The organism is Streptomyces anatolicus, from assembly GCF_019400875.1.
GTDB classification, from domain to species: domain Bacteria; phylum Actinomycetota; class Actinomycetes; order Streptomycetales; family Streptomycetaceae; genus Streptomyces; species Streptomyces anatolicus.
Genome location: NZ_WMBF01000005.1, coordinates 25,864 through 47,092, shown reverse-complemented (window position 1 = coordinate 47,092; position 21,229 = coordinate 25,864). Strand labels below are relative to the sequence as shown.

At 70.0% G+C, this 21,229-nt stretch carries 14 protein-coding genes; 3 read left to right on the top strand and 11 right to left on the bottom strand.

Annotated elements, in window-relative coordinates; all coding sequences use genetic code 11:
* Positions 1 to 8 precede the first annotated feature (8 nt).
* The 3 genes from GKQ77_RS01370 to GKQ77_RS01360 all read right to left on the bottom strand — a co-directional run bounded on the left by GKQ77_RS01370 (position 9) and on the right by GKQ77_RS01360 (position 4,803).
* Positions 9 to 1,406 carry an FAD-dependent oxidoreductase gene (locus tag GKQ77_RS01370; RefSeq protein WP_219686723.1) on the bottom strand — a complete coding sequence of 466 codons (1,398 nt, stop codon included), beginning with the start codon at positions 1,404 to 1,406 and terminating at the stop codon, positions 9 to 11.
* Positions 1,403 to 3,487 carry a molybdopterin oxidoreductase family protein gene (locus GKQ77_RS01365; RefSeq protein WP_219686733.1) on the bottom strand — a complete coding sequence of 695 codons (2,085 nt, stop codon included), beginning with the start codon at positions 3,485 to 3,487 and terminating at the stop codon, positions 1,403 to 1,405. The genes GKQ77_RS01370 and GKQ77_RS01365 overlap by 4 nt, the downstream gene beginning before the upstream one ends.
* Positions 3,488 to 4,002: 515 nt before the next feature.
* A complete protein-coding gene (locus tag GKQ77_RS01360; RefSeq protein WP_219686722.1) occupies positions 4,003 to 4,803 on the bottom strand; it encodes a bestrophin-like domain in 801 nt (266 codons plus the stop codon).
* Positions 4,804 to 5,399: 596 nt separating this feature from the next.
* Here GKQ77_RS01360 and GKQ77_RS01355 point away from each other — a divergent pair.
* Positions 5,400 to 5,804 carry a site-specific integrase gene (locus tag GKQ77_RS01355; protein WP_258020686.1) on the top strand — a complete coding sequence of 135 codons (405 nt, stop codon included), beginning with the start codon at positions 5,400 to 5,402 and terminating at the stop codon, positions 5,802 to 5,804.
* A 162-nt stretch (positions 5,805 to 5,966) separates the two neighbouring features.
* Here the strand turns inward: GKQ77_RS01355 and exaC are convergent, their stop codons facing one another.
* The 6 genes from exaC to xylB form a co-directional block, all read right to left on the bottom strand.
* On the bottom strand, positions 5,967 to 7,490 hold the full coding sequence (gene exaC / locus GKQ77_RS01350) for an acetaldehyde dehydrogenase ExaC (protein ID WP_219686721.1): 1,524 nt from the start codon (positions 7,488 to 7,490) through the stop codon (positions 5,967 to 5,969).
* A 124-nt stretch (positions 7,491 to 7,614) separates the two neighbouring features.
* On the bottom strand, positions 7,615 to 8,970 hold the full coding sequence (locus GKQ77_RS01345) for a GAF domain-containing protein (protein ID WP_219686720.1): 1,356 nt from the start codon (positions 8,968 to 8,970) through the stop codon (positions 7,615 to 7,617).
* Between the two features lie 127 nt (positions 8,971 to 9,097).
* The gene (locus GKQ77_RS01340; protein WP_219686719.1) at positions 9,098 to 9,694 is read right to left on the bottom strand and encodes an N-acetylmuramoyl-L-alanine amidase; all 597 of its coding nucleotides are present in this window, start codon (positions 9,692 to 9,694) and stop codon (positions 9,098 to 9,100) included.
* A 78-nt stretch (positions 9,695 to 9,772) separates the two neighbouring features.
* A complete protein-coding gene (locus tag GKQ77_RS01335) occupies positions 9,773 to 10,810 on the bottom strand; it encodes an acetamidase/formamidase family protein (RefSeq protein ID WP_219686718.1) in 1,038 nt (345 codons plus the stop codon).
* Positions 10,811 to 11,246: 436 nt separating this feature from the next.
* Positions 11,247 to 12,491, bottom strand: a complete 1,245-nt coding sequence (locus tag GKQ77_RS01330) for an ROK family transcriptional regulator (RefSeq protein ID WP_219686717.1) — start codon at positions 12,489 to 12,491, stop codon at positions 11,247 to 11,249.
* Positions 12,492 to 12,505: 14 nt separating this feature from the next.
* The gene (xylB, locus tag GKQ77_RS01325; RefSeq protein ID WP_219686716.1) at positions 12,506 to 13,960 is read right to left on the bottom strand and encodes a xylulokinase; all 1,455 of its coding nucleotides are present in this window, start codon (positions 13,958 to 13,960) and stop codon (positions 12,506 to 12,508) included.
* A 123-nt stretch (positions 13,961 to 14,083) separates the two neighbouring features.
* On the opposite strand from xylB, the gene xylA reads away from it, so the two are divergent.
* Positions 14,084 to 15,250: a xylose isomerase gene (gene xylA / locus GKQ77_RS01320; RefSeq protein WP_219686715.1), complete on the top strand. Its 1,167-nt coding sequence runs from the start codon at positions 14,084 to 14,086 to the stop codon at positions 15,248 to 15,250.
* Positions 15,251 to 15,648: 398 nt separating this feature from the next.
* On the opposite strand, the gene GKQ77_RS01315 is transcribed toward xylA, so the two are convergent.
* On the bottom strand, positions 15,649 to 16,971 hold the full coding sequence (locus GKQ77_RS01315) for an SWIM zinc finger family protein (protein ID WP_372459815.1): 1,323 nt from the start codon (positions 16,969 to 16,971) through the stop codon (positions 15,649 to 15,651).
* Positions 16,968 to 19,847, bottom strand: a complete 2,880-nt coding sequence (locus GKQ77_RS01310) for an SCO1167/SCO6262 family helicase (RefSeq protein WP_308117506.1) — start codon at positions 19,845 to 19,847, stop codon at positions 16,968 to 16,970. The genes GKQ77_RS01315 and GKQ77_RS01310 overlap by 4 nt, the downstream gene beginning before the upstream one ends.
* A 249-nt stretch (positions 19,848 to 20,096) precedes the next feature.
* Here GKQ77_RS01310 and GKQ77_RS01305 point away from each other — a divergent pair, with 249 nt between their 5' ends.
* Positions 20,097 to 21,146: a fatty acid desaturase family protein gene (locus GKQ77_RS01305; protein WP_219686713.1), complete on the top strand. Its 1,050-nt coding sequence runs from the start codon at positions 20,097 to 20,099 to the stop codon at positions 21,144 to 21,146.
* Positions 21,147 to 21,229: the final 83 nt, after the last annotated feature.

The following is a 21,229-nucleotide window of genomic DNA, read 5'->3' as shown; positions in this document are numbered from 1 at the left end:
ATGTTCCGTCATGGCACCATCCCTTCGCGGCTCAGCTCGGCGCAGAATTCACGGACGAAGGGCATACAGGTGCCACACCCGGTGGCCGCGCCGGTCGAGCTGACAAGCCGGTCCGCGTCCCGGGCACCCTGGTCCCAGGCGGCTCTCAACGTGCCGCGGGTGACGTTGTTGCACGGGCAGACGACGGAGGTGTCCGGTGCGGGCTGCCCGCGATAGACGCCGGACGTGCCCGACAGGAACGCGAGCCGGTCACGCGGCACCAGCAGGCCTCGCTCGTGGAGGCCCTGCACGGTCGCAGCTGCTCGCGGCAGTCCCACGAGGACCGCTGCACGCACGCGCTGCCGGTACAGGATCAGGCGTGCGTAGCGGCCACGTGCCGGATCGTGGAACACCACCTCCTCACCGTCCTCCGCCATGCCCTCGTGGAAGGCGTTCTTTGGACCGAGGGCGAGCAGATCGAACCCCTGTGTCCTGGGTCGGAGTACGGTCACATCCGTTGTGTCGCTGTTCCGCTCCTGACCACCCGTCAGCAGGCAGGCGAGACGGTCGGCCTGCCGCCATGCGTGAGTCAGTCCGCCGAGAACGACACCTTGGTGCTCGGCGCAATCGCCCAGCGCGTGGATGCCCGGGTCCGTGGTCCGTAGCTGCGCGTCCACCAGAACACCTCGGTGTACGGCGAGGCCCGCTTCCCGTGCCAGAGCGGTGTTGGGGGTCGTACCGCTGCAGAGCAGCAGGCTCCCGCACGGGAGCTCGCGGCCGTCATCGAGGGACACGACTCCCGGGCCGTGCCCGGTCACCCGGCGCCCCGGCAGCAGCCCGACACCGGCCTCACTGAGCGCCCGGGCCAGTAGTCCTCCCGCACGAGCGTCCACGTGACGGTGCAGCGGAGTACGGCCGGGGTACACGAGCGTGACGTCGTGCCCGAAGGAGGCCAGCGCGTTTGCGGCCTCGACGCCGCGGAGCCCGCCACCGAGCACCACGGTCGGTCCGACGCAAGGTTCGCGACAGTCAGCGAGGCTCCGCAGTCGCCTCACGCCCTCCGCGAGCAGGCCGCGAGCCGCACGCAGCCCGCGCACGTCCGGCACCGCCGTACGCGCCCCTACGGCAAGCACCAGGTGGTCGAATCGGTGTCGGCGCCCGTCGCTGGTGAGTACCTGGCGGTGCCGCCGGTCGATCCCGGTGACGGTGACGCCGGTGAGCACCCGCACGTCGTCGGGCAACGCGGCAAGCCGCACGTCGTCGGCGTCCAGTTCACCCGTGAGAACGGCGGTGAGGAGGGGTCGCTGGTACGCGGGCTCCTGCTCGTCACCGCAGAGGGTGATCGCCCCCCGGTGCCCGTTCCGGCGCAACCGCTCCGCCAGCCGATGCGCGGCCGGGCCGTTGCCGGCGATGACCACCGCACTCATGCGGTCTCTCCGGCAGCGCCATGTGCCGTGACGCGTACGGCGACCGACTTGAATTGCGGCATCCCGCTGACTGGGTCCAGGGCGTTGCCGGTGAGCAGGTTGGCCGTACCGCGGCCCGGAAAGTGGAAGGGCACGAAGACGGTGTCCGGACGAATCCCTCGGTCGAGGCGAACCCGGGCGACAACGTGACCGTTGGCAGAGTCGATGTCAGCGAGTTCACCGTCACTCAATCCGAGGGCGTGCGCCGTATCGGGGTGGATCTCAACGAACGGGTTCGGCGCGGACGCGGCCAGCTCGGAGATCCTCCGCGTCTGCGCGCCCGACTGGTAGTGGAGGAGGAGACGGCCGGTGGTGGCGTGGAGCGGGTAGTCCTCGTCCGGAATTTCGGCGGGGTCGCAGTGGTCGACCTCGGCGAACCGCGCCCTTCCGTCCGGGTGAGCGAAGCGTTCCAGGAACAGTCGCGGCGTGCCGGGGTGGCCCGCGGTCGGGCAAGGCCAGTGCAGTACCTCACCCGCGTCCAGCCGTTCGTAGTCAATGCCCGAGTAGTCGGCTCTGCCGCCGCGGGACGCGGCCCGGAGTTCGTCGAAGACTAGGCGCGGCACGGTGGGGAACCGCTCGGCCGGCTGCCCCAGGCGGGCGGCGACACCGGAGAGTACGTCCAGGTCACTGCGCGCCTGACCAGGAGGCCTGAGCAAGCGTCGGCGGCGGAGTACTCGGCCCTCCAGATTCGTCAGGGTGCCCTCTTCTTCGGCCCACTGCGTGACCGGGAGGACGACATCGGCCAGTGCGGCCGTCTCCGACAGTACGAAGTCCGCCACCACCAGCAGGTCCAGCGCCGCGAGTCGTTCGCGGACATGGTTGGTGTGCGGGGCGGAGACCACCGGGTTCGAGCCGAAGACCAACAGGGCCCGGGGACCGCCCGGGGCGCCGAGCATGCCGAGGAGTTCGCAGGCGCTGGGCCCGGGACCGGGAAGCGACTCCACGGGGACGCCCCAGACCCGGGCGACGTGCGCGCGTGCGACCGGGTCACTCAGCGGCCGGTAGCCGGGCAACTGGTCGGCTTTCTGGCCGTGCTCCCGTCCGCCCTGTCCGTTCCCCTGCCCGGTGAGACAACCGTATCCACCGCCTTCCCGGCCCGGAAGGCCCAGTGCCAGCGATAAGTTGATCAGGGCCGCCGCCGTGTCGGTGCCTCTGGTGTGCTGTTCGATGCCCCGGCCGCTGAGCACGTAGGAGCGCTCCGCCTCGGCCAGCAGCCGCACCGCAGCGCGCTGCTCTGCCGCCGGAACTCCGGTGACCTGCTCCGCCCGCTCGGGCCACCACGCCGACGCTTGCTGCCAAGCCCCTTGGAAGCCAACGGTGCGTTCACGCACGTACTCCCGCTTCACCAGCCCCTCGACGACCGCTACGTGCAGCATGCCCTGGAGGAGAGCAAGGTCGGTGCCGGGGGCAGGCTGCAGATGGAGCGCAGCACGGCGGGCCGTGGCGGTACGGCGAGGATCAATGACAACGAGCTGGGCTCGCTCCAGATGCCGCAGCAACGGCGGCATGGTGCTCGCCGGGTTGGCACCGGCGAGGAGGACTACCTGTGCGTCTTCGAGGTCGGTCACAGGGAACGGCAGCCCCCGGTCGAGACCGAAGGCGGCATTGCCGGCTGCTGCGGCCGCGGACATACAGAACCGCCCGTTGTAGTCGATGCGGCTCGTACCCAGCGCGATACGGGCGAACTTGCCCAGCAGGTAGGCCTTTTCGTTGGTCAGCCCGCCGCCGCCCAGGACGCCGACCACGTCCGAACCGTGCTCGGTACGCAGGTCCCGTAAGCGGTGGGCCATGAAGTCCAGCGCCCGGTCCCAGTCGGTCGGGACGAGCTCCCCGTCAGCGCCACGCAATAGCGGCTGCAGCAGCCGGTCGGGAGTGCGCAACAGCTCCGGAGCCGTCCAGCCCTTGCGGCACAGCGCACCCGGCCGGCCATCGCTCAGGGAACCGGGACTGACCTCGACCTCCTCGTCGTCGCTTCGCAACCGTGTCGGACACTGGAGAGCGCAGTAGGGGCAGTGCGTCATCACCTCTCGTACGCCGCGCATGTTTCCCTCCATCGCCTCCGCGGGCGCTGTGGCAGAGCGGATGTCGCAGCACGACACCCCGATCGCGCACCGGTCTACTGACAGCCCGAACGCCGGGGTATAGGACCCGCGGCGCGCAGGGGACGGGCCGACCCCGAACGCTGACTTGTCGGCGAGTACCAGCGTGTTCGCTCGCGGCGTGCTTGCCAATGCCGAAATCACGCTCGCTGGAAACACTCGATGACTGAAAACCGCGCTCTTGTAGCCCGTCGCTCGGGACACTTCTTTCTGCCGGTCCGCTGAAGCGATGGTTGACCTTTCCGCTGACGCGGGGTGTGCCGTTTCCGTACCCGTCGTCCGCAGACTCCTCGTCCCCCGTGAGGTTGCTTTCAGCCTGTTCACTGGCCTTCTGCTTGGCTTCCTCCGCCTTGGTTGAGGGAGCCGATCTCGCCTGCTCTGCGAGCCGCTGTGCTTGTCGATGCGCGACAGCTTGTGGCGGACGACGACGAGCGCCGGGCGAGCCCGGGCCTGTTCGGTCAGGTGTTTCGGCGGTTGCCTTCGGCGTCGCAGGGCAGGTCGGCGGCCTGGTGGTGGGCGAGGAAGTCGCGGGTGGCCTGGCGTTCGATGTCGGAGATGGCGGTGGGCTTCACGTCGATGATGCCGCCGAACGGGCGGTCGACGTCAAGGATGATGCACAAGGTGCCAGTGAGGAGTGCGGTGATGACGGTGAGGGTGATGATCTGCCCTCGGTGATTACGTCGGGGGATGCAGGTCCCCAGGGCCATGACAGTGATGACCAGGGTTGCCAGCAGGAACCAGAGGATCGCGCTGGGAACGCTCGCGGTCGCCTGGGTCAGCCGCTCCTCGCGTTCCTCCGAGCGCTTGTTGTCGGCGGCCACCAGCATGCCGAAGACCGGCCTGCCCTCCATCTCGCGGAAGACGTGGCGGAAGTCGGTCGACCAGACGCTGGGAGCGGCCGATCCCTTGCCGTCGGCCATCGCGGGCCATTCCTGCTCGCGAACGGCGCGGGTGTAACAAACGGCATCTGCCTGGACCTTGGTCCTCTGGGCATCGGGCGCGTACTCGGCGGCCTCGACGAGTTGGTCGACGGCCCGGGCCTCGCCGCGGGAGGCGACCTCGGCTTTTCCGTAGGAACCGTTGGCGGTGACGAGCACGAACGCGAGCAGCAGCACGGTCAGGGTCAGCAGTGGGCCGACCAAGTCTTTGACCGCCATGCCCGAGTCGTCGTCCTCGCTGATGAGGCGGGGACGCAGCCAGCGGTTGGCTGCGAGGCCGGCGAGCAGGGCCAGCACGGCAACGACGATGACGAGGACCACGGGCGGTCACCTCCGGTACGGGACTCGGAAAAGGCCCCGGCGGAGAGGGGCCCGGGGACACATCCCGTGCTGCGCACCACCCGGAACAGCGGGAAGGTCTCTGCACCCCCGGACGAGCGACATCCCTTACGCCGGACAGCCTCTGTCTCGATCGCGTGTGCAGCGAGAACGGGAGCCCTCGTCCGCTCGTCCTGCCAGTGCGCGTAGCCGCCAGGGCCGAGTTCCCTGTGCCGCAAGCTGGACGGCAAGGCGGCTGCAGCCAAGACAGCGCGGCGCAAGAGGGCTGCGTTCAGCGAAGCGCTCAACACCGCAGTGGAGAAAGGTTACTTTGGCCTGGGCCGGATAGGGGACGGCAGCCGGGTCCACCTCCTCGTTGACGGGCGGAGCGTTCCGCCTGAGCCCGTTGAGGGGGTTATCTCCGAACAGGTGAGGACCGCGTCCGCGCTGGTGAGCCACCGCCCCAAGCAGCCGGTTCGCGTGGCCGCGTAGTACATGCAGCCGAGGAACGCCTCGCCGCAGGCAAGGACTGGACGGACGACGGCGCGGTGCACGAGGTGCACTCGCTCAAGCGCCGCGCGGCTACCGCGACCCGACCTGTGCCGATCCCGCCGCAGTTCGTGCGCATCCTGCGCGCGCACATCGATTGGTTCGGCGTGGCGCCGGACGGGCGGCTGTTCCGGAACCAGGTCGGCAACTACGTGGACGCAGCCGCGTACGGCACGACATGGGCGCGAGCACGGAAGTATGTCCTGACCCACACGGAACTCGCCTCCGGGCTGGCCAAGCGGCCCTACGATCTGCGGCACGCAGGGATCTCGTTCTGGCTGTACTCCGGTGTGGACCCGGCCGAATGGGCCCGCCGCGCGGGCCAGAGCATCGAGGTCCTCTTCCGCCACTACGCCAAGTTCCTGGACGGCGTCCGGGAGCAGGCCAACCGCCTCATCGAGCAGTCGATGGAGGAGTGGGACCGCGTCAGCAAGGGGGTGGCGAGTGAGGGCTGAGTCGGGGTTTTGGTCCGTGACTGGTCCGGAACAGCTGGTCAGGAGGGGGATGGCTGTGGGAGAAACTGGGAGTTACACCGCAAACCAGGCTTTGACCTCAGTGGGTCGAGTGAAAGGCGCCTGACGGGCAAAGGCCCAGGTCAGGCGCCTTTTTCCGTGCGTCTAGAAGAAGCCGAGCTTCTTCGCCGAGTACGACACCAGCAGATTCTTCGTCTGCTGATAGTGCTCCAGCATCATCTTGTGCGTCTCGCGGCCGATGCCCGACTGCTTGTAACCGCCGAACGCCGCGTGCGCCGGGTAGGCGTGGTAGCAGTTCGTCCAGACGCGCCCCGCCTGGATCGAACGGCCCGCCCGGTACGCGGTGTTGATGTCCCGCGTCCACACCCCCGCACCCAGCCCGTAGAGCGTGTCGTTCGCGATCTTGATGGCGTCGTCGAAGTCGATGAACGACGCGACCGAGACGACCGGGCCGAAGATCTCCTCCTGGAAGATCCGCATGCGGTTGTCGCCCTCAAAGATCGTCGGCTGGACGTAGTAGCCGCCCTCCAACTCACCGTCGTAATTGATCCGCTGGCCACCCGTCAGCACCTTCGCGCCCTCCTGCTGACCTATGTCCAGGTAGGAGAGGATCTTCTCCAGCTGGTCGTTGGAGGCCTGCGCGCCGATCATGGTGTCGGTGTCGAGCGGGTGCCCGGCCTTGATCTGCTCGGTGCGGGCGATCGCCGCTTCGAGGAACTCGCTGTACTGCCCGCGCTGCACCAGCGCCCGCGACGGACAGGTGCAGACCTCGCCCTGGTTCAGGGCGAACATCGTGAAGCCCTCAAGCGCCTTGTCCCGGAAGTCGTCGTCGGCGGCCCACACGTCGTCGAAGAAGATGTTCGGCGACTTCCCGCCCAGCTCCAACGTCACCGGCTTGATGTTCTCCGAGGCGTACTGCATGATCAACCGCCCCGTGGTGGTCTCCCCGGTGAAGGCGACCTTCGCGACGCGCGGGCTGGAGGCCAGCGGCTTGCCCGCCTCGACCCCGAAACCGTTGACGATGTTGACCACGCCCGGCGGCAGCAGATCGGCGACCAGGCTCATCCAGTAGTGGATGGAGGCCGGGGTCTGCTCGGCGGGCTTGAGGACGACCGCGTTGCCCGCCGCGAGTGCCGGGGCCAGCTTCCATGTGGCCATGAGGATCGGGAAGTTCCACGGGATGATCTGTGCGACGACACCGAGCGGCTCATGGAAGTGATACGCGATGGTGTCCTCGTCGACCTCGCTCAGCGACCCCTCCTGCGCCCGGATGACGCCCGCGAAGTAACGGAAGTGGTCGATGGCGAGCGGAATGTCGGCCGCCAGCGTCTCGCGGATCGGCTTGCCGTTCTCCCAGCTCTCGGCGACCGCGAGCTGTTCGAGATTGGCCTCCATCCGGTCTGCGATCTTCCGCAGAACGTCCGCGCGCTCGGTGACCGAGGTCCGCCCCCAAGCGGGCGCCGCCGCGTGCGCCGCGTCGAGAGCACGCTCGACGTCCTCGGCGGTCCCCCGGGCGATCTCGGTGAACGGCCGCCCGTTGACCGGGCTGGGGTTCTCGAAGTACTGGCCACGGGCGGGAGCCACATACTCGCCGCCGATGAAGTGGTCGTAGTGCGACTGGTAGGAGACGATCGCGCCCTCGGTACCGGGCGCTGCGTAACGGGTCATCTTGGCTGGCCTCCCGGGGAAGACTGCCCGCCGTTGGGCAGCTCTCGCCCGGAGGCTAGAACCACGGACGTTGCATCTAGGTTGCGTTCCCTCTATGCCTCTATTCCTCTGTCGGTGGGCGCCCTCAGTGGGTGGTACTGGTGGCCCGCTTGGGTGGGCGGCGTGACGGCAGCGTGGCGGTCGACTCGGAGATCCGGGGCGGGCAGCGCGCCGATTCGGGGCGCGGTCCGGCGAGGGCCAGCTCGGTGTCCAGTTCCCGCAGGCGGGCCAGGACGGCAGGCGTCGGGCGCAGCGCGGCCAGCGCCCGCCACGCCACCAGGTCGTCCTCGGCCCACGGAGCGTGGGCCCAGTCCGCCAGCAGGTCAGGGTCGCTCCGGTCGATGAGCGCCGCCCGTAGCTGGTCGGCGAGCCTGCGCCGGAGGCGGACCAGGGCGGGCGCCTGTGACTGCGGCAGCAGCGGCCCGGCGTACGCGGCGGCGGCCGCCGCCACCGCGCCTGCGCCCAGACGACGCTCAACCGTGTCGACATCGCACTCGACAGGCACGGCCAAGCGGTACGGACGCGACCGCAGCAGCTCCGCCCCGAGCACCCGCCGCAGCCGCGCCATCTCCGCCCGCAACGTCACCTGCGGCACCGACTCGTCCTCATACAGCGCACACAGCAACTCGTCCCCGCTCAGCCCCTCCGGATGACGGGCGAGCAGCACGACGATCTCGCTGTGCCTACGGCTGAGCCGCACCTTCCGCCCAGTCGCCACGAGCAGCGCCTCGTCCCGGCCCAGTGCCGAGACCTCGACCGTGCCCCCGGCCCTCGCCGACGGGGCCAGCAGCGCCAGTTGGGACTCCGCCGCCCTCGCGACCGCCTGGACGAAGGCGAGGCTGTGCGGATGCGCGAGACCGTTCCCGCCGGTGATGTCGACGGCCCCGATCAGCCTCCCGGTGCGCGGATCGTGCACCGGAGCCGCCGCGCACGTCCACGGCTGCACATGCCGCATGAAGTGCTCGGTGGCGAAGACCTGCACCGGCCGGTCCACGGCGACCGCCGTACCCGGCGCGTTGGTCCCCACGGCGGACTCCGCCCACCGCGCCCCCGGCACGAAGTTGATCCGCCCCGCGTGCCGCCGCGTCGCCGCATGCCCCTCGACCCACAGCAACCTGCCCTGCGCGTCGCACACGGCGAGCAGATGCTCCCCATCCATTGCGAAGGTGCCCATCAACTCACGGAACAGCGGCATCACCTTCGCCAGCGGATGCTCCGCCCGATACGCCCCGAGGTCGCCGTCGGTCAGCTCCACGGCGGCGCCGTCGCCCTCCGGACTGACACGCGCCCTGGCCGACCTGCGCCATGACTCGGCCACAACGGAACGCACCGGGCGGACCACCGTCCCCGCGGCGGTGAACCTCTCGTGCGCCCGGCGCAGCACCCGCACCCGCTCGGCGGGGTCGGCGCCCGGCTCCAGGGCCACCCATGGATCGGTCAACTCGGCCTCCCGGGACGGCGATGCAGTGACGCGGTCGTGCCATCGTCGTCCCGGAAACGGAAGCCGACAAGCGTGCCGCGAAGTGCGGGACTGCTCGTTCTAAGGTGGAGTGCGTCGAGGCAGCTACTCAGGCGAAGTTGACGAGCCGTATGTAGCGCGTCCAGTCCCAGTACGGGCCGGGGTCCGTGTGGTCCGAGCCGGGAACTTGGTGGTGACCGATGATGTGTTCCCGGTCCCTGGGTATGCCGTACTTCGAGCAGACGGCGGCGGTCAGCGCGGCGGACCGCTCGTACATCGCGTGGGTGAAGTACTGAGGCTTGTCGACCCATCCTTCGTGCTCGATACCGATACTGCGCGTGTTGTAGGTCCAATTACCCGCGTGCCAACCGACGTTGCGATCGCGGACGCACTGTGCGATGTGACCGTCTTGGGAACGCACCACGTAGTGGGACGAGACCTTCCTCGCCGGATTCTGGAAGATGGCGAGCGTGTCCGCGTATGTCTCCTGGGTGACGTGGATGACTACGTAGTCGATGGGATAGGTGCTGGGGCGGTTGGCGGCCGTGTAGTTGGACGTGCTGGCCGGCACCCACTCGGCGGCGGGGTAGTCGACGGCCAGGGCTTGGGCGTCCGCGTGGCCGACGGGCAGGAGTGCCGCGGGCACGGCGGCGGCCGCGCCCTGGAGCAGTCGGCGCCTGCTCGGGAAGCGTCTTGTTCGATCCATGACTGGCCTGCCTCTCGGTGGGTGGGGAGGGGGACGACTGGACGGGCGGGTGTACTGCACGGGAAAGAGCGGTGTCGGCTACCAGGAGGTGCGTAGGGTTGTTCCCTGAGGGAGCGTGGCGGCTGTCTCGCGCAGCCGGGCGTGCAGACCGCGGTGTGTCTCCCGCGCGGGCAGCCATTCCTTACGGAGCTTTGCCACACATGTGTAGTTGGTGTCGCAGACATTGGCGAGCGGCGACTCGACGGTCTGCGTCGCGAACTGATAGGCGTCCAGCTCGCCGAAGCCGTAATCCCGGACCAGCCACTGCACGAGGTCGAGTTGGGATATGCGGAACGCGTCTTCCAGCGGGCGTGCCGATCCGGTCGAGATGATGTGCGTATCGGACTCCAGGCGGGGCCAGGGAGTGGTCACCCCTTTGAGGAGTTCGACGATCACCACAGTGTTCATGGCGCACTCGACCGCGACCCCGCACGTCTCGCCCTCGCCCTGCCGCGCGTGCCCGTCGCCCAGGCTCAGCAAGGCGCCTTCCACGTTCACCCCCAAATAGCAGGTGACGCCCGACCGCATCTCGGGTGTGTCCATGTTGCCGCCGTGGGCGTCGGGCACGAGTGCCGAGCGCACCTCCAGGTTGGCCGGGGCTACCCCGACCGTGCCGTGCATGGGGTCCATGGGCAGATCTACCTCGAAGTCACCGTCCCGCGCGCTGAACCGCGCGGTCCGGCGAGCCCGGTCGAGCTGCCAGATCCATACGGCCTCGGGCAACGGAGGCTGGAGCGAGGCGGTCGCGTGCGTGGAGGTGAGAGCGCCGAACAGAGGGACTGTCGTGGAGGCCGCCCAGTCACGGGCCGGTTCGATCGACACGAAGTGCACGGCCACGGTGTCGCCGGGCTCCGCGCCTTCCACGTAGAAGGGGCCTGTCTGCGGGTTCAGGAACGGGAATTCGCAGACCTGGGAGACGAGGTCCTTCTCCGAGCGCACGTTTCCGGCGAAGCAGTCTTCCGTGAACAGGTCGAGAACGGTGCCCGGGGCGATGCGCGCCACGGGCGGGGCGCCGCCGAACGTCCAGGCGTACTCGCCCGGCTCGGGCCGTACGGTCAGAATTCGGGGGTCGCTCATCGCTGCACTGCTCCACTCTGGTCCGAAAGGCCAACGTTCTGATCGGGCACGGGCATGGGCTTGTCGTCGAGGTGGACGCGGCCAGGCCACTGCCGTAACGCTCTGGAACAGGACTCGCGGAGCCCGATGGGCTCACGGCGCAGCCCCGGATCATTCTCCCCCGACATGTGAATCCCCCGATCCGCGAGGACGCCGCCGTCACCACGCCGGGGCAGCGCCTCGCGTGAATTACGTTACGGCGCTTGCCGGTTGGGGTGGAAGGGTGAAACTCGTATCTGTGCACAGCATCGAGATTGTGGAAATCTCGGCCACTCGAATGGGGGACCCGGCGGCTGTGGAGCTGAGTGGAGTGATCAGCGCTGAGGTCGCCGACGCAGCCATGCCGGGGTTCGCCGAACCAGCTGCGCCGCAGTCCGCGGTAGGAGCCGCGATGCTCCTATCCCGCAGCGCCTACCCCCGCCGGATCATCCAGCACCGCCCGAGCGACCGAGTGTGCCGCGCCCAGCAGAGGCCCGTCTGACCCGAGCCCGGAGACCGTGACCCCGCAGGCCCGGCCTCCCGTGCGCCCTGCCAGCTCCCGCTCCAGCGACGGAAGCAGCCACGGCGCGAGTCGGGACAGTGCCCCGCCGAGCACCACCGCCCGTGGATCCAACAGGTTGACGGCGCCGGTGAGCGCGATGCCGAGTGCCGTCCCCGCGCCGCCCAGCGCTCGCCGCACCGCCTTGTCACCGGCCGCGGCGCGCTCGGCGAGGAGCGCGACGCGGTCCTCGCCCGCTTCCAGCCCCGCTGCGCGCAGCACCGCCTTCTCGCCCGCGTACTGCTCCAAGCAGCCACGACCACCGCAGGGGCAGCTCGGACCCTCTGGCCACACCGGCATATGGCCGAACTCGCCCGCGAAACCGTGCGTTCCGCGCAGTAGCCGACCATCGATGACCAGCGCGGCGCCGATGCCGATCTCCGCCGAGACGTGCAGGAAGTCCTCCGGCGTGCCCTCGCCCAGCCACAGCTCGGCGAGCGCCCCGAAATTGGCTTCGTTGTCCACCGTCAGCGGTAGCTCGGGGGGCAAGTGCGGCCCGAGGTCGATGTCGTGCCAGCCGAGGTTGGGAGCGCGGACGACCGAGTGTGTGTCCCTGGCGACCAGGCCCGGCACGGCCACCGCGAGACCCGCGGGGGACAGGCCCGCCGAGCGGGCCTCGGCGCAGACGCGTCGCACCAGGGCGGCGAGTTCCCGCAGCACCGGCTCGGGTGGGCGCCCGCGATTGCCGACCTGCTGGATGACACGTGCACGCGTCTCGCCGCGCAGGTCGACCGCGCAGACCGCGAGATGGTCCACGCCCACCTCCGCCCCGACGCCCACGGGACCCCGCGCGCTGACCGCGAGAGCTGAACCGGGGCGGCCCACCCTCCCGGGCCGCTCGGGCCCGAGTTCGTCCAGGAGTTCGGAGCGGATCAACTCGTCCACCAGCGTGGAGACGGCGGCTCGCGTCAACCCGATCCTGGAGGCCACGGCGGCACGGGACAGGGGGCCGTGCGCGGCCACGGTGTGCATGACCCGTGAGAGGTTGCGGCGCCGCATCCCCTGCTGGGTGTCGGGCAGCCGCGCACCCGACGTACCCGAGTGCCTGTCGTGCGGCCGTGCGGCCGACGTACCCGAGTCCCTGTCGTGCAGCGGTGCGGTCATGCCTCGGTCAGCCCTCACTCCCCATGGGGCGCCCTGTCCAGGAGCGGCGCCGCGTCGGAGAGTACCCCGGAGATCCGGGACAGCGTTTCGTCGTCCCGCTCCATGGGGTCGAGCACGGGCCCCTGCGTGGTGCCCCAGCGCCGCGCGATCGCGCTCGGGTCCTCGCCGGTGAGTACGCCTGCCGCCTGCGCGGCGGCACCGAGCGCGACCAGTTCCTGAGCCTCGGGCACCTGAACGGGACGCCCGGAGAGGCGACGTACGGTGTGCTGCCAGGCGGCGCCGCGCGCTCCGCCTCCGATGAGCAACAGCGGGAGCGACCTGTCGGCGTCCGTGTCCAGTACGCGGTCGAGAGCGCCGAGCAGCGAGTGCACGGCTCCGTCGTACGCCGCCTGGAGCAACTGCCCGGGTGTCGTGTCGTGTCGCAGGCCGTGCACCATCCCGGTGGCGTGGGGGAGGTTCGGCGTCCGCTCGCCGTCCAGGTAGGGCAGGAGCGTGACCGCGCCGCCCGGTGCCACTGCCTCCCGGTCCAGGTTCAGCAGCGCGGCCATCCGGTCGACGGCCAGCGTGCAGTTGAGCGTGCAGGCCAATGGCAGCCACCCGCCACGCGCGTCGGCGAAGCCCGCCACCGTGCCGGTCGGGTCCGCGGGGCGATGTTCGGAGACCGCGTACACGGTGCCCGAGGTGCCGAGACTCAGTACCGGAGTGCCCGAGTGTAGGCCGAGGCCCAGGGCGGCCGCTGCGTTGTCGCCGGTGCCGGGGGCGACCAGCGTGCCCTTGGAGAAGGGCAGTTCACCGCCGTCGCGCACTGTGCCGACGATTTCACCGGGACGCGCCACGCGGGGGAGCAACGCCGGGTCCAGCCCCACCATGCCGAGGATCTCCTCGTCGTACGTCTCCGAAGCCGACGCCCACCAGCCTGTCCCCGAGGCGTCACCGCGGTCGGTCGTGCCGAGCCCTGTGAGGCGTTCGGTGAGGTAGTCGTGGGGCAGGCGGACGGCGGCTGTGGAGCGGGCGGCGGCCGGCTCGTGCTCCGTGAGCCAGGCCCATTTCGTCACGGTGAAGGAGGGCCCCGGCACACTGCCCAGCCGGTCGGCCCATTCCTTGGGGCCGCCGAGCCGTTCCAGGAGGCTCCGCGCCTGCGCGGCCGAGCGCACGTCGTTCCACAGGAGAGCGGGCCGCACCGGGTTGCCGCCCTTGTCGAGCGTGACCAGCCCGTGCTGCTGGCCACCGACCGACACCGCAGCGGCCTCCCGCGCCACGGGACCGCACTGCCGCAGAGCAGCGCACAGCGCTTCCCACCACTCCTGGGGATCGCTCTCACGTGCCTCGCCCGCGCTGACCCGGTGCGGCGCCTGGCCGCTCGCCACGATCCGGCCCGTGGCGGCGTCGACGACCAGTGCCTTGGTGGACTGCGTGGAGCTGTCCACGCCGACGACAAGGGGCCCCTGTGCTGAGGGCGCTGATGACATGAGCGGTCTCCGTTCCTGCGGCTCGCCCGGGTACGTCCCGGAGTTTCCTCCCCGACCTTCCCAGCGGAGCCTCCGGATACTAATTTGTAAAGGGCCATGACGAAATAGTCGAGGGAGCCGCACATGAACTACCAGCCCACTCCTGAGGACAAGTTCAGCTTCGGCCTGTGGACCGTCGGCTGGCAGGGACGTGACCCGTTCGGTGACGCCACACGCAGTGCGCTCGACCCAGCCGACTCGGTGCGCCACCTCGCCGAACTGGGCGCCTACGGAGTCACCTTCCACGACGACGACCTGATCCCGTTCGGGTCGTCCGACGCGGAACGCGAAGGCCACATCAAGCGCTTCCGACAGGCACTGGACGCGACAGGCCTGATAGTGCCGATGGCCACCACGAACCTCTTCACCCACCCCGTCTTCAAGGACGGCGCGTTCACCGCCAACGACCGCGAGGTTCGCCGTTACGCGCTGCGCAAGACGATCCGCAACATCGACCTGGCGGTGGAGCTGGGCGCGCACACCTACGTCGCCTGGGGCGGCAGGGAAGGAGCCGAATCCGGGGCCGCGAAGGACGTACGCGACGCACTCGACCGCATGAAGGAGGCCTTCGACCTGCTCGCCGAGTACGTCACCTCCCAGAGCTACGACCTGCGCTTCGCGATCGAGCCGAAGCCGAACGAGCCGCGCGGCGACATCCTGCTCCCCACGGTCGGTCACGTCCTCGCCTTCATCGAGCGACTGGAGCGGCCCGAACTGTTCGGCGTCAACCCCGAAGTGGGCCATGAACAAATGGCGGGACTGAACTTCCCGCACTCCATCGCCCAAGCACTGTGGGCGGACAAGCTCTTCCACATCGACCTGAACGGCCAGACAGGCATCAAGTACGACCAGGACCTGCGGTTCGGAGCGGGCGATCTGCGCAGCGCCTTCTGGTTGGTGGACCTCCTGGAGAGGGGCGGTTACGAGGGGCCGCGCCACTTCGACTTCAAGCCGCCCCGTACGGAGGACTACGAAGGGGTGTGGGCGTCGGCCGCCGGCTGCATGCGCAACTACCTGATCCTTCGGGAGCGGTCGGCTGCCTTCCGTGCCGACCCCGAGGTGCGCGAGGCGCTGAGCGCCTCCCGTCTCGACGAGCTCGCGCTGCCCACGGCCGACGACGGGCTCTCCGGGCTGCTCGCCGACCGGGGAGCCTACGAGGCCTTCGACATGGAGGCGGCCGCCGCGCGCGGGATGGCGTTCGAACGCCTCGACCAACTGGCCATGGACCATCTCCTGGGAGCACGCGGCTGAAGCGGGAGTACGGCGCCGGCCTCCGGAGAACCGGCGCCGACGTCGCCTCCCGCGAGGGGCAGGAGGCGACGTCGGCAACCACCGATCCGTTCAGCCGTGATGGGGCGCGGTGCCCTGGTCACCCCCTTCACGTAGGTCGCGCCGGCAGAGCTGACGCATCCGGTTCCCCGCTGCCGAGCCCGGGGACGGCTCGTTGCCGTCAGACCTCCCTGGTCCCGACGTCCTCCACGCTCGCGGATGACATGGCCGCGCTCAATCGCTGACCAGGGTGAGTGCGTGCGCCGGTGTTCCCGGCGCACCGGTGCGCGGCGCGAACACGCCGGTGAGCGCCGCGTTGCTTTTCGGCCAAGCACCGGTGTCCGCGCCTCCCCGCCATCATCGGGCCGAGCGCGCCTTTGTCACTCGCTGCCGCTCGCCACGGCCAGAGCAGTCGCCGGGTCGTGAGCCGCCGGTCCCGCCGGGGTCCAGCGACCCCGCTCCTTGCGGTAGGGCCACCAACGGCCGTCGCGCCCATGGCGCAGCTGAACGTCCGAGCCGACCACGGTCCACCGATTGCGTGCGGCCCGCAGCTCCGGGCGCTCGCCATCATCCCAAGCCGCTGAGAGCGCGGCACGCGCGCGTGCCAGCACATCCTCCTCGGGAACCCACTCCTCCTCGAGTACGCGAAGCGCGGCCCGCCCCCCGTACCGCCACGCCCGGACGGCGAGCGCGAGACCGTCACGGCTATGCTCGGACGCCGCGGCCAGCCGGGCCTCGACCGCCGGACCCGGATCAGCGGCGGCCAGACGTACGGCATCCTCACGCACGCTCAGCTCATCCTCGACCGCGAGCCGGTCATGGCCCGGAGCGAGCGCCTCCGCCAGCAGCCGGTAGGCCTCGACGGCCGCCTGTGCCGCCAGGAACTCCACCGCCTCCACATCGAGGCCTTGCGCGGGCCCGACCTCCGTGTCGAGCGTGGGCGGCAGGCCTGGCTCGGAGGGCAGTGCGGGCAGACCGGGCAGCGGAGGCAGGATGGTGCCGTCCGCGTACGCCTCCGCGGCGCTGACGCCCTCTGGAGCCGCCTCCTGAGGCTCGTCACGCGGCTCGGGGGAATCGGCGCGAGTGAGGCTGCGCACGTGCAGTTCGTCCAGCAGCTCGCGTTCCCCACGGCCCCGCATCAGCAGGAGCACGAAGGGGTCCTGGTCGAGCAGCCGCGCCACCTGGTAGCAGAGGGCGGCCGTGTGCCCGCAGTGGTCCCACGCCTCGCAGTCGCACTCCGCTTCCAGGTCTCCGATGCCCGGCAGGAGTTCGACGCCCGCCGCGGCGGAGTCCTCCACCAAGTGCGGCGGCATGTCGCGGTCGAGGAGCGCCGCGATGTGCCCGGCCCGCTCGACGGCCATCCCCAGGAAGCGGTCCCACTCCTCGGGGCTCAGTTCTTGCAGCAGCACGTCGGAACGGTGTGGCGTGCCGTCGCGGTCCTGGACGACCGCCGTTATCCGGCCAGGCCGCACCGAGACCGCACCCACGGCACCCGCGCGCGCGAGCCGACGCCCCGCCTTGAGTTGACCCAGGTCCAGGGCCGTGTCCTCCAGCGCCTTCAGCCAGGCCTGACCCCACCAGGTCTGCGCGAAGCCCCGCCCGTGCGCGGGCGGCATGGCCTCGAACGTGCGCTCGTCGGTGGCTCCGTCGCCGCGCCCGTCGCCGTCTTCGGCTCCGTACGCCTCGTCATGGATGTCACTCATCGCGTGCCCCCTCGCAGCTCCACCAAGTCGGACAGTTCGGCATCGGTCAGCTCGGTGAGTCCGGCCTCGCCCGAACCGAGAACGGAATCGGCCAGCTCCCGCTTGCGCAGCAGCATGTCGGCGATGCGGTCCTCGATGGTGCCCTCCGCGATCAGCCGGTGCACCTGCACCGGCTGCGTCTGCCCGATGCGGTACGCACGGTCGGTGGCCTGTGCCTCGACGGCGGGGTTCCACCAGCGGTCGTAGTGCACGACGTGCTCGGCGCGTGTCAGGTTCAGCCCGGTACCCGCTGCCTTCAGGGACAGCAGGAAGACCGGGACCTCGCCGTCCTGGAAGCGCTGCACCATCGCCTCGCGCTCCGCGACGGGCGTGCCGCCGTGCAGGAACTGCGACGGGACACCGCGGTCCGCCAGATGCCGCTCGATGAGCCGGGCCATCTGGACGTACTGCGTGAAGACGAGCACGCTCGCGTCCTCGGCGAGGATCGTGTCCAGCAACTCGTCGAGCAGTTCCAGCTTTCCGGAGCGTCCCGGGATCCGCGGCTTGTCCTCCTTGAGGTACTGCGCCGGGTGGTTGCAGATCTGCTTGAGGCCGGTGAGGAGTTTGACGATCAGCCCGCGGCGCGCGAAACCGTCGGCCCCGGAGATCTCCGCGAGCGTTTCCCGCACGACGGCCTCGTAGAGGCCCGCTTGTTCCGCGCTGAGCGAGACGGCACGGTCGGTCTCCGTCTTCGGCGGCAACTCGGGCGCGATCCCTGGATCCGACTTGCGCCGGCGCAGCAGGAACGGCCGCACGAGCTGCCCGAGGCGCTCGGCCGCGCCCGGATCCGCGCCGCCCTCCACGGCTTGGGCGTAGCGCGTGCGGAAGGTGCTGAGTTTGCCGAGCAGGCCGGGAGTGGTCCAGTCCAGAATGGCCCACAGTTCGGAGAGGTTGTTCTCCACGGGGGTGCCGGTGAGCGCCACGCGCGCGCGTGCCCCGATGGTGCGCAGTTGCCTCGCCGTTGCCGAGTACGGGTTCTTGACGTGTTGCGCCTCGTCGGCGACGACCATGCCCCAGGGGGTCCGGCCCAGCCTCTCCGAGTCGAGCCGCATCGTTCCGTAGGTGGTGAGTACGAACTCGCCGTCCGCAAGGCCCTCCAGATTGCGCTGGGCTCCGTGGAATCGCCGTACGCGCGTGCCGGGCGCGAACTTCTCGATCTCACGCTGCCAGTTGCCCATCAATGACGTCGGACAGACCACCAGCGTGGGCCCCGCTGTGTCCTTCTGGGTCTGGCGGTGCAGATGCAACGAGATCAACGTGATCGTCTTGCCGAGGCCCATGTCGTCGGCGAGGCAGCCACCGAGGCCGAGCGAGGTCATCCGCGCCAGCCAGTTCAGACCGCGCAGCTGATAGTCGCGAAGCTCAGCCGCGAGTGCCTCGGGCTGGCCGACGGGCTCCATGCCTTCCGGGTCCGCGAGCCGTTCGCGCAACGTGGCGAGCCACCCCGTCGGCTCCACGTCGACGCGCTGCCCTCCGACCTCGGTGGTGCCGCTCAGGGCGGCGCTGAGGGCGTCGATCGGCGTGACCTTGCGGTCGAGCCGGTCGCGGGCGCGGCGTGCCTCCTCGGGAGCGATGAGCACCCATTGGTCACGCAGGCGCACCACGGGACGGTTCGCTTCGGCGAGCCGGTCGAGTTCGGCGCGCGTCAGCTGCTGGTCTCCCAGTGCGAAGCGCCAGTTGAAGGCGAGCAGGGCGTCGGGGGAGAGGAACGAGGGTGTGTCGGACGTCGGCTTGTCCGGGCTCTTGCCGTTTCCGTCCTGTTCCTCGTCCGGCGGACCGATGACCGCGCGCGCGGTGAGACTGCGCGCCAATTCCCTCGGCCAGTGCACGTCGACGCCCGCGCCCGCGAGCGCCCGGGCGCCCTCGCCCAGGAGATCGGTGACCTCTTCGTCGGCGAGTTCGATCGCGTCGGGCACGGTGGCCGAAAGCAGCGGGGCGAGCGGGGACCACGCGCGCGTGGCACGTCGCAGCGCCAGGAGGGCGTCCATGCGGGACCGCGGACCGAAGGCCTGTTCCGTCGTCCCGCCCCCGGCCCACACCTCGGCGGCGTCCGCCACCAGCGTGGGGTCGCTGACGCTGTGCAGTTGCAGAACTGCGCGGAAGGTCAGCCGGGTGCCGTCCTCGGTGACCGAGACGAGGCCGGGGATCTCCACGCGCAGCGAGATCCGTACCCCGGCGTCGTGACCCGCCGCCACGTCCGTGGCCCAGGACCGCTGTTCGGGAACGTGCTGTGGCTCCATCGACGCGAAGACGGGCCCGCCTGCCGCCAAGGCTGCGGCGGGGGAGCGCGGCAGCGTATCGGCCACGGCATCGAGGAACTGGCGCAGCAGCCGCTCCGGCTCGGGCAGCCGCAGAGGCGCGTCGGCGTCCAGCGGCAGCGAGTGGGCGGCCGGTGGCATCGCCGCGGCGAGGTCACGTAGTCGCTGCAGATCCTCGGCCCCCAACGGGCCGGCTCGCCAGGAATCGTGATCACTGGCCGTCAGGCCCGGCAAAAGCAGTCCACGGGCAGCGAGTTGCAGCGCGAGGACCCCTGCCGTCCCCCAGAAGGCAGCTGTCGGGTGGGTCCCCGACGCGGCACGCGCGCGCGTGAGGACGGGCAGCGCGGCGCGTACCGGAAGCAGGACCGCGGGCACGGCACTGAGTTCGACGCCGTCGTCCGTAGGGACGGCGACGGCCAGCTCCTCGAAAGCGGCGTCACCGACCGAAGGCGGCTCGGTGCCATCGGGACACCAGAAGGCGACCTGCCCCCCGCGCGCGGGATCGGCGGGCACGAAGAGTACGGAACAGCGCGACAGTTCGGAGATCTCGGAGGCGGAGACAACGGGGAGCCTTGGCACAGCGATAGCGCATTCCTCAAATTTGACTACTGACACCGGAGCGGCCGAGAGTACAGCACGGTGAGCATGCGGCGGACGTGTGTCGAGGGTGATCCCGATCACTTCCCCTCGGAGGGGTGTCATCAAACCCCCTGTCGGGCGGTGCTGTCCCCCGTTGAACACGGGTGGTGGCGCCATGGTTGCCCCAGGTCACCTCGCCCTACGTTTGATCAGGTCAGCCCCGCCGTCACGCAGACCGGAGACCCACCCATGCCCCAGGCAGCAGTCGCGGAACGCCCTTCCCCCGGCGCCCGCAAGCAGGCCACCGGAAGTGATTTCACGCCCCTCCTGCGCACCGTCAAGGAGAAGGGCCTCTTGGACCGCCGCACCGGCTGGTACACCCGCACCATCGCGGCCAACGCTCTGGCGCTTGTGGCTGTGGGTACCGGGATGTTCGTCATCGGAGCTTCTTGGTGGGTGCTGCTGCTGGCCCCCGTCCTGTCCATCCTGTGTGCCCGAACGGCATTCATCGGCCATGACGCGGGGCACGCGCAGATAACCGGCGACCGGTCCATCAGCCGAGCCATCGGCCTCGTACACGGCAATCTCCTCCTAGGGATGAGCTCCGCCTGGTGGAACGACAAGCACAACAGGCACCACGCCAACCCCAACCACGTCGACAAGGACCCCGATGTCGCCGCCGATGTCCTCGTCTGGACCCGCCGGCAGGCGAAGCTCCGGGTGGGTTTCCGGGGGTGGCTCACCCGCAACCAGGCCTGGCTCTTCTTCCCGCTGACGCTCCTCCAGGGCATCGCCATGAAGCTCTACGGCTTCCAGGACCTGCGACGTCAGTCTCCGCGCGAGCGCGTGGTGGAAGGGCTCCTTCTCGTCGCTCACCTCGTGGGGTACGTGACGCTGCTGCTCGCCGCCATGCCGCTGGGTCACGCGATCGTCTTCGCCGCCATCCACCAGGCGCTGTTCGGCCTGCACCTCGGGCTCGCCTTCGCGCCCAACCACAAGGGCATGGAGATGCCCGACCCGGACGGCGAGCGCTGGGGCCATCTGCGCCGGCAGGTTCTCACCTCGCGCAACATCCGCGGTGGCCCGGTCACCGACTGGTTCCTCGGCGGGCTCAACTACCAGATCGAGCACCACCTGTTCCCCAGCATGCCCCGGCCTCACCTGCGCCTTGTCCAGCCTGTCGTACGCGATCACTGCGCCGCCGTGGGCATGTCCTACACAGAGGCCGGATTCGTCGACTCCTACCGACAGGTCCTGCGCCACATGTACGAAGTCGGTGAGCCTCTGCGGGTCGAGTAGGCGGTGGGCGACGCCGGCGGGGGGCACTCAGTAGGCGGTGGGGGCAGTAGGGGTCGACTCAGGGGTCTGTCAGGGATGTCTCA

Coding starts and splice junctions, on each gene's coding strand:
- xylA (WP_219686715.1), top strand. CDS start 14,084: ATGAACTACCAGCCCACTCCTGAGGACAAGTTCAGCTTCGGCCTGTGG.
- GKQ77_RS01365 (WP_219686733.1), bottom strand. CDS start 3,487: ATGCGCGGCGTACGAGAGGTGATGACGCACTGCCCCTACTGCGCTCTC.
- exaC (WP_219686721.1), bottom strand. CDS start 7,490: ATGACCCGTTACGCAGCGCCCGGTACCGAGGGCGCGATCGTCTCCTAC.
- GKQ77_RS01370 (WP_219686723.1), bottom strand. CDS start 1,406: ATGAGTGCGGTGGTCATCGCCGGCAACGGCCCGGCCGCGCATCGGCTG.
- GKQ77_RS01305 (WP_219686713.1), top strand. CDS start 20,097: ATGCCCCAGGCAGCAGTCGCGGAACGCCCTTCCCCCGGCGCCCGCAAG.
- GKQ77_RS01340 (WP_219686719.1), bottom strand. CDS start 9,694: ATGGATCGAACAAGACGCTTCCCGAGCAGGCGCCGACTGCTCCAGGGC.
- GKQ77_RS01330 (WP_219686717.1), bottom strand. CDS start 12,491: ATGACCGCACCGCTGCACGACAGGGACTCGGGTACGTCGGCCGCACGG.
- GKQ77_RS01315 (WP_372459815.1), bottom strand. CDS start 16,971: ATGAGTGACATCCATGACGAGGCGTACGGAGCCGAAGACGGCGACGGG.
- xylB (WP_219686716.1), bottom strand. CDS start 13,960: ATGTCATCAGCGCCCTCAGCACAGGGGCCCCTTGTCGTCGGCGTGGAC.
- GKQ77_RS01335 (WP_219686718.1), bottom strand. CDS start 10,810: ATGAGCGACCCCCGAATTCTGACCGTACGGCCCGAGCCGGGCGAGTAC.